General features: G+C 61.3%; 1 protein-coding gene. It reads right to left on the bottom strand.

Going from position 1 to position 7995, the window contains the following annotated elements; all coding sequences use genetic code 11:
- The coding region (locus L9Z73_RS11770) for a beta strand repeat-containing protein (protein WP_247400473.1) at positions 1-7995 on the bottom strand (7995 nt) is incomplete at both ends.

Consider the following 7995-nt stretch of genomic DNA (forward strand, 5'->3'; position numbering starts at 1 on the left):
CACCGGCGCATCGTTGACCGCAGTCACGGTGATGCTGCCGTTGGCCGCTGGCGAGGTCAGTACGTTGCTGCCGTCAGCGTTGCCGCTGTCGGTGGCGGTGTAGGTGAAGTTCGCCGTGCCGTTGAAGTTCGTGTTCGGTTTGAAGTAAACCGTGGCTTCGCCGTTGACCGCGTTAATGGCGCCGGTCACCAGTTTGGTCATGGCCGCATCGGTGTAGAAGGTGCCATTGCTCGACGCCCCGACGTTGAACGACTTGACGTTGGCCAGACCATCGACATCGGTGGCGGACAGCTTGACCGCGATCCCGACACTTGGGTCTTCAGCACCGGTCGCCGTGGTGGCGATCGCCACTGGCGCATCGTTGACCGCAGTGATCACGACGCTCACCTTGCCAGTCGTGACTTCTTCAACCTGCGTGCTCAACTCTTTGGCCGTTGCCGTCACAGTCAGATCGAAATTGGCCGTCGCATCCTTGGCCGGAGTGACGGTCAAGGTACCCAGGTTCCAATTGCTGACATCGTACTGGGTGGTCGCACCCGTCGAGGTATAGCTGTGGCCCGTGGCGCCGTCGGTAATGACAGCGCCTGCAGGCAGGCCGCTGATTTCTACCTTGTGCGATTCCGACTGGTCATTGTCGACAAACGTGGTCGTGATCGGGCTGATCTTGATCGCACTGTCTTCCAGGCCGTGGTTGTAAACGTAGCCGGTGTAATAGCCTTCTCCGTTGACCACGTGAGCATCGTTAAAGACCGCGCCGGCGGCTTTCAACGCGTCCAGGCTGGTATAGGTCTGCACGCCGCTGCTACCCAACGCCATCGACGGGCCGCTGTTGATCGAGACATTGACGTCGTAGTTGCCCGGGCCGTTCTGGTTGTAGTGATAGATGTCGAGGGTGTAATAACCCGACTCTGTCGGCGTAAAGGGGGTTGCGTTGATACCGCTGCCCTGGCTCCAGGTCTCGGTCGACACCAACTTGCCGCCGACGGTAACCGCCAGGCTGTCATCGGCGCTGCCGGTGAAGCTGTAGCTCTTGCCGGCTTCCAGGTAAACCAGGCCAGAGACTTTGGTCGCGGTGAATTCCACCACATTACCGTTGCTCACGTTTGCGGTCACACCCGTGGAGGCTGCGCTGCCAGGCGTTTGGGCGTTGATGACCCGAATCAAATCGCTGGACTGAACAACACCATTACCGTTCGTACCCAATTCACCAGGCAGGTTCCCGCCGGTCCAGGTTTGAATGGTCAAGCCAGTTGGCACGTCACCGAACGAGCCGACCGTCACGACAGGAACGTCCGTCACCGGGTGGATATCCACGGTGATGGTTTGAGTGCCGCTGTTGAGCAGGCCATCGGTAGCCTGGAATTTCAGTTCGGTGTAATCGCCCTGTTTGTTACCGACGCCGGTGTTGCCGAAGCTGCTATCACCCGACTCGTTGGCCGCTGGGCTGTAACGCACATTGTGATTGTCGAAGTCGGCCTGGCTGAAAGCCTTGCCCGGCGACGTATCAGTTTTCAGATCAGCTGCGTTGAGCTGGACCCAAACACCGTCGACTTTGTACTCGATGGCACCGTTGGGCAAGCTGGTGAAAACGACTTTCAGGTTCGTGGAATCCACATCATTGACCCCGAACGTCGACCATTTCAGATCGACTGGGGTGTCTTCGCTGCTTTCTATGTGGCCATTGCTCGCAGTCGGCGCGTCGTTGACCGGGGTCACGGTGATGGTGCCGTTAGCGGGAGCCGAAGTCAGCGGGCTACTGCCGTCAGCGTTGCCGCCGTCGGTGGCGGTGTAAGTGAAGTTCGCGGTGCCGTTGAAGTCCGCGTTTGGTTTGAAGTAAACGGTCGCTTCGCCGTTGACCGCGTCAATTGAGCCAGTCACCGGTTTGGTCATGGCGGCGTCGGTGTAGAACGTGCCGTTGGTTGGCGTGCCGACGGTGAAGGACTTCACGTCCGTCGGACTGTCCACGTCGGTCGCGGACAGTTTGACCGCGATGCCTACGCTTGGGTCTTCAGCACCGGTCGCGCTAGTGGCTTCAGCCACCGGCGCGTCGTTGACCGCAGTCACGGTGATGGTGCCGTTGGCTGGAGCCGAAGTCAGCGGGCTGCTGCCGTCAGCGTTGCCGCCGTCGGTCGCGGTGTAGGTGAAGTCCGCAGTGCCGTGGAAGTCCGCGTTTGGTTTGAAGTAAACCGTGGCTTCGCCGTTGACTGCGTCAATAGCGCCCGTCACCGGTTTGGTCATGGCCGCGTCGGTGTAGAAGGTGCCGTTGGTCGGCGTGCCGACGGTGAACGATTTCACGTCCGTCGGGCTGTCTACGTCGGTGGCGGACAGTTTGACCGCAATCCCTACGCTTGGATCTTCAGCACCGGTCGCGCTAGTGGCTTCAGCCACCGGCGCGTCGTTGACCGCAGTCACGGTGATGGTGCCGTTGGCGGGAGCCGACGTCAGCGGGCCGCCGTCGGTGGCGGTGTAGGTGAAGTCCGCAGTGCCGTGGAAGTCCGCGTTTGGTTTGAAGTAAACCGTGGCTTCGCCGTTGACCGCGTCAATCGAGCCGGTCACCGGTTTGGTCATCGCCGCGTCGGTGTAGAAGGTGCCGTTGGTAGGCGTGCCGACGGTGAACGATTTAACGTCCGTCGGGCTGTCTACGTCGGTGGCGGACAGTTTGACCGCGATGCCTACGCTTGGGTCTTCAGCACCGGTCGCGCTAGTGGCTTCAGCCACCGGCGCGTCGTTGACCGCAGTCACGGTGATGGTGCCGTTGGCTGGAGCTGAGGTCAGCGGGCTGCTGCCGTCAGCGTTGCCGCCGTCGGTCGCGGTGTAGGTGAAGTCCGCGGTGCCGTGGAAGTCCGCGTTTGGCTTGAAGTAAACGATCGCTTCGCCGTTGACCGCATCAATCGAGCCGGTCACCGGTTTGGTCATGGCCGCGTCGGTGTAGAAGGTGCCATTGGTAGGCGTGCCGACGGTGAACGATTTCACGTTCTCCACGCCATCGATATCAGTAGCCGAAAGCTTAACTTCGATGCCTTGAACCGGGTCTTCGGAACCGGTCGCGGTAGTGGCCATGGCTTCCGGTGCATCATTCACTGCAATCACATTGATCGGCAGGGTGATCGACTCGGATTTCGGATCAGCGCTGCCGTCCTGCGCAGTCGCAGTGACAGTCAGGTTCACCAGGCCGTTGGCGTTTTCCGCCGGGTTGAAGACCAGGGTGGCCTTGTTCCAGTCGCTGATGTCGACGCTTTGATTGCCAGCCGTCGCTGTGAAGGTGTGACCCGGCGTGCCATCGGTGATGGTCGCGTTGACCGGGACACCACTGATTTCCAGCTTGAGCGTCTCGGAGCCATCCTTGTCGGTGGCGTATGCGTCGATGGTCGACAGCTTGATCGCATGGTCTTCCAGGCCGGTGTTCAGCACCTGGGTGACGCTGATGTTGTCCAGCACGCCGCCCACCGAGTTGTTTGTATCGCCAGCCGGGGCTTTGAATTCGAGCTTGGCATCGCCGTCAGCAGTGACCGGCACGACGAAGGTGTAAGTCTTCATGCCAACGGTGGTGGTGTCCAGGGTGCCGACTTTGACGCCGCCCCAGAATACGTCGATCACCGAATTGTCCTCGGCACCCGCACGTGGCGAGTAGTCGACCGAGATGGTGTAAGCCGTGCCGGCTTCCGCCTTGATGATGGTGTACAGGCTGGCGTCGTCGCCGGCGTTTTTCTCAAGCTCGATGACCTGGCTGTTGCCTGGGGTCTCTACGCCGTAGATGCTGCTTTGGCCGATTTCGACTTGGCCGTCGGCATTCCCCGTGAGCCACGGAGTGCTCGGGGTGCCATTGACGACCGGGTTGTTAGCATCATTTACCGCGATGTTGTTCCACGAACCATTGAGATTGGCGCCGTCGAAGTTGATCGAGGTCACAGGGCCGCCGCCAAGCAGGCCCAGGTGCGGGGTGTCGGTAACCGGCGCGATCGTGATGTCGGCGGTGGTTACGGTGCTCGATTTAACGCCGTTGTCGACCGCAGTGAAGGTCAGCTCGGTTTTGCCGCTCCAGTCGCCGGTCGGGGCGAAGTAAACCGCGGCCTTGCCGTCGGCACCCGCTGGCACCGAATCGCCGACCTTGAGTTCAGTTTGCAGCGTGGCGTCGCTGTACAGCTTGCCGTTTTCCGGCAAGGTGGTAATGACAAAGCTGGAGACGGTACCGTCCACATCCTTGCCATCCAGAACGATCTTGGCCGTATGGTCTTCATCGGCGCGGGTGTTGTCGGCCGACGCAGTCGGTGCGTCGTTGAACAGGTCGATAGTGACCTTGCCGGTGGCTCTGCCGGTTTCCGGTGGCTCGCGATCCAGGTTGCCGCCGCCGATGTCAGTCACAGCGATGGTGACGGTACGATCGGTGCCGACAGGATGGTCGCCCGGGCTCTGGAAGGTGATGGCTTCAACCACCTTGACGAAGTCGGCGGCGCTGCTGCCGGCCGCCGAGTCGCTGGTGAGGGTGTAGACGATTTTCCCGTCAGCGGCGCTGCCGCTCTGGGTGATGGTGATCCCGGCAACGGCCAGGGCCTTGAGCACGTCGGTATTGCTGAGCACATCACCCGAAGCCAGGTGGTCGACGGTGACCACGACTTTGCTGAAGGTGGTGTTGTCGACGTCTTTGATGGTCAGGTTTTCGACCAGCGCGACCGCATCTTTTTGTTCAGTGAACGTGGTGCTGTCGAACTTGACCTCAGGCGGATCGTTCACCGGAACCACGTTCACCACGGAGGTCACGGGTGCCGAATCCAGCTGACCGTCGTTGACGGTGATGGTCAGGGTGCGATTGGCCGGGTCCGGGTTCTCGCTTTCGCTGGCGAAGTGCACCGAACGCAGGACTTCCTGGTATTCAGCCGTGGTGGCCTCACCAGACAGGGTCAGGATGCCAGTGGCTTTGTCGTAGCTGACTGCAATTTTGGTGTTGCTGACATCTGCGATCAGCACATCGTCTGCCAGGTGGTTGACGAGTGTGACTTTGGCGCTTTGCAGGGTGCTGTTGTCGACGTCGCTGACGGTCAGGTTCGCCGCCACGTAGCCGCCTGGCTTGCCTTCAATATAGGTGTCGCCGAATGCGTTGGTCGAAGCGTTGCCCAGCACAGGAGCGTCATTAACCGCAGTCACCGTGATAGTGCCGTTGGCGGGAGCCGACGTCAGCGGGCTGCCGTTGTCAGTAATACCGCCGTCGGTGGCGGTGTAAGTGAAGTTCGCGGTGCCGTTGAAGTCCGCGTTTGGCTTGAAGTAAACGGTGGCTTCGCCGTCGACTGCGTCAATAGCGCCGGTCACCGGTTTGGTCATCGCCGCGTCGGTGTAGAAGGTGCCGTTGGTTGGCGTGCCGACGGTGAAGGATTTCACGTCCGCCAGGCCATCTACGTCGGTGGCGCTCAGCTTGACCGCGATCCCTACGCTTGGGTCTTCAGCACCGGTCGCGGTAGTGACTTCAGCCACCGGCGCGTCGTTGACCGCAGTCACGGTGATGGTGCCGTTGGCGGGAGCCGACGTCAGCGGGCTGCCGTTGTCAGTAATACCGCCGTCGGTGGCGGTGTAAGTGAAGTTCGCGGTGCCGTTGAAGTCCGCGTTTGGCTTGAAGTAAACGGTAGCTTCGCCGTCGACTGCGTCAATAGCGCCGGTCACCGGTTTGGTCATCGCCGCGTCGGTGTAGAAGGTGCCGTTGGTTGGCGTGCCAACGGTGAAAGATTTCACGTCCGCCAGGCCATCTACGTCGGTGGCGCTCAGCTTGACCGCGATGCCTACGCTTGGGTCTTCAGCACCGGTCGCGGTAGTGACTTCAGCCACCGGCGCATCGTTGACCGCAGTCACCGTGATGGTGCCGTTGGCGGGAGCCGACGTCAGCGGGCTGCCATTGTCAGTAATACCGCCGTCGGTGGCGGTGTAAGTGAAGTTCGCGGTGCCGTTGAAGTCCGCGTTTGGCTTGAAGTAAACGGTGGCTTCGCCGTCGACTGCGTCAATAGCGCCGGTCACCGGTTTGGTCATCGCCGCGTCGGTGTAGAAGGTGCCGTTGGTTGGCGTGCCGACGGTGAAGGATTTCACGTCTGCCAGGCCATCTACGTCGGTGGCGCTCAGCTTGACCGCGATCCCTACGCTTGGGTCTTCAGCACCGGTCGCGGTAGTGACTTCAGCCACCGGCGCGTCGTTGACCGCAGTCACGGTGATGGTGCCGTTGGCGGGAGCCGACGTCAGCGGGCTGCCATTGTCAGTAATACCGCCGTCGGTGGCGGTGTAAGTGAAGTTCGCGGTGCCGTTGAAGTCCGCGTTTGGCTTGAAGTAAACGGTGGCTTCGCCGTCGACTGCGTCAATAGCGCCGGTCACCGGTTTGGTCATCGCCGCGTCGGTGTAGAAGGTGCCGTTGGTTGGCGTGCCGACGGTGAAGGATTTCACGTCTGCCAGGCCATCTACGTCGGTGGCGCTCAGCTTGACCGCGATGCCTACGCTTGGGTCTTCAGCACCGGTCGCGGTAGTGACTTCAGCCACCGGCGCATCGTTGACCGCAGTCACGGTGATGGTGCCGTTAGCCGGAGCAGAAGTCAGCGGATTGCTGCCGTCAGCATTACCGCTGTCGGTCGCGGTGTAGGTGAAGTCCGCGGTGCCGTTGAAGTTCGCATTTGGCTTGAAGTACACCGTGGCTTCGCCATTGGTGGCATCAATAGCGCCCGTCACCGGCTTGGTCATGGCCGCGTCGGTGTAGAACGTGCCGTTAGTCGGCGTGCCGACGGTGAACGATTTCACGTTGGCCAGGCCATCCACATCGGTCGCACTCAGTTTGACCGCAATGCCCTGGGCCGAATCTTCAGCCCCGCCAGCTTCAACGACCGCGGCCACCGGCGCATCGTTAACCGGCGTCACCGTCACGTCCAGCGTGCTGCTCGAACCGGTATTGGTGGTGTAGCCGATCTGCGGCACTTCACCGTTGTAATCCTTGACCGGGGTAAACGTATACGCGCCATCCTTACCGATGGTGATGGAGCCGACACCTTCGATAAAGGCGACTTTGCCTGCGGCATACGTATTGCCGTCGACAGTAAACGTCGCGACGCTCAGCACGTTGTCGATGTCGCTGTCATTGCTCAGCACGTTGCCAGTGGCAGCCTGATCCTCGACAACGGTGTTGGTGTCCGCGACCAGCACGCTCGGATTGTCGACAGCGACCACTGTAGTAGTCGCGGCTTCCGGATTGATCGCCAGGTTTTCGTAGTTACCGCCGCTCGCAGCGGTGATGGTGGCGCTGATGCTCAGGTCTTTGCCGTCGGCCAGGTTCGCCGGCGTATCGACGCTGACGGTGCCCGTGGTTTTACCGGCTTCGATGGTGATGGTGGTGTTGTTGGACAGCGTGATGGTGACGTCGGTTTGCGCGGCGTTGTTCACGGTCGCGGTATAGACGATCTGGCCACCCTCATCGACCGACGCGTTCGCGCTCAGCGTGACGGTGGTGGTGTCGATGGTGTCATTGATCTGCGTAACCGCCGGCGCCGGGTCCGTAGTAATGATCAGGTTGCCGCCGCCGGACGTACCGGCGATGGTGGCGGAGATCGACGAGGCATCCAGGTAAGGCGTGTCATTGCCCGCGAACGTGACGTTCAGCGCGCCCGAGGTCTGGCCGGCGAGAATCACGACGGACAGGCCGTTGGACAAGGTGACGGTCAGGTCACTGGTCGGCGCCTGGGTGATGAACGCGGTGTAAACCACGACGCCACCGGCTTCGGTGATGCTCGGCGTGGCGGTCAGGGTAATGGTGACGTTGAGTGGGTCGACGCCATTATTGGTAGCGGCGGTGAACTGATTGGCCGCGGCATCGCCGGCATTCAAGCCGTTAGTCGGATAACCGATAGTAGGGTCAACCGTGCCTGCGGTGGCTTCCAGCACGACAAAGCTGTGGCCGCCGCCCGCGACGCCGTCTGCGCCAGTGGCAGTCTGGCCAGCAGCGGTGGCTTCGAGGTCTTGGGTCGGGTCGGCACCGGC

This window comes from Pseudomonas emilianonis, from assembly GCF_023072625.1.
GTDB classification, from domain to species: domain Bacteria; phylum Pseudomonadota; class Gammaproteobacteria; order Pseudomonadales; family Pseudomonadaceae; genus Aquipseudomonas; species Aquipseudomonas paraveronii.